Raw genomic sequence first — 910 nt, forward strand, 5'->3', positions numbered from 1 at the left:
TGTGTTCCCTTGAACGCCCTGAGGTCCGGTAGCACCCGTGTTCCCTTGAACACCCTGAGGTCCAGTAGCACCAGTAGCACCAGTAGCACCCGTGTTCCCTTGAACACCTTGAGGTCCAGTAGCACCAGTAGCGCCTGTGTTCCCTTGAACGCCCTGAGGTCCGGTAGCACCAGTAGCACCCGTGTTCCCTTGAACACCTTGAGGTCCAGTAGCACCAGTAGCACCTGTGTTCCCTTGAACGCCCTGAGGTCCAGTAGCACCTGTGTTCCCTTGAACGCCCTGAGGTCCAGTAGCGCCTGTGTTCCCTTGAACGCCCTGAGGTCCGGTAGCGCCTGTGTTCCCTTGAACGCCCTGAGGTCCAGTAGCGCCTGTGTTCCCTTGAACGCCCTGAGGTCCAGTAGCACCAGTAGCGCCTGTGTTCCCTTGAGGTCCAGTAGCACCGGTAGCACCCGTGTTCCCTTGAACACCTTGAGGTCCAGTAGCACCAGTAGCGCCTGTGTTCCCTTGAACGCCCTGAGGTCCAGTAGCACCTGTGTTCCCTTGAACGCCCTGAGGTCCAGTGGCACCAGTAGCGCCTGTGTTCCCTTGAACGCCCTGAGGTCCAGTAGCGCCTGTGTTCCCTTGAGCACCTTGAGGTCCGGTAGCACCAGTAGCACCCGTGTTCCCTTGAGGTCCAGTAGCGCCTGTGTTCCCTTGAGCACCCTGAGGTCCAGTAGCACCAGTAGCACCCGTGTTCCCTTGAGGTCCAGTAGCGCCTGTGTTCCCTTGAGCACCTTGAGGTCCAGTGGCACCAGTAGCGCCTGTGTTCCCTTGAACGCCCTGAGGTCCAGTGGCACCAGTAGCGCCTGTGTTCCCTTGAACGCCCTGAGGTCCAGTAGCGCCTGTGTTCCCTTGAACGCCCTGAGGTCCG

Annotated in this window: 1 protein-coding gene; it reads right to left on the reverse strand. The window is 59.8% G+C overall.

The annotated features are described in order from the left end of the window. Positions 1 to 910 (reverse strand): collagen-like domain-containing protein (locus ILT06_RS32175; protein WP_483861609.1); only part of this gene is annotated, 910 nt, incomplete at both ends.

This window comes from Bacillus sp. 17RED48 (assembly GCF_019837545.1).
In the GTDB taxonomy this organism is placed as follows: domain Bacteria; phylum Bacillota; class Bacilli; order Bacillales; family Bacillaceae_G; genus Bacillus_A; species Bacillus_A wiedmannii.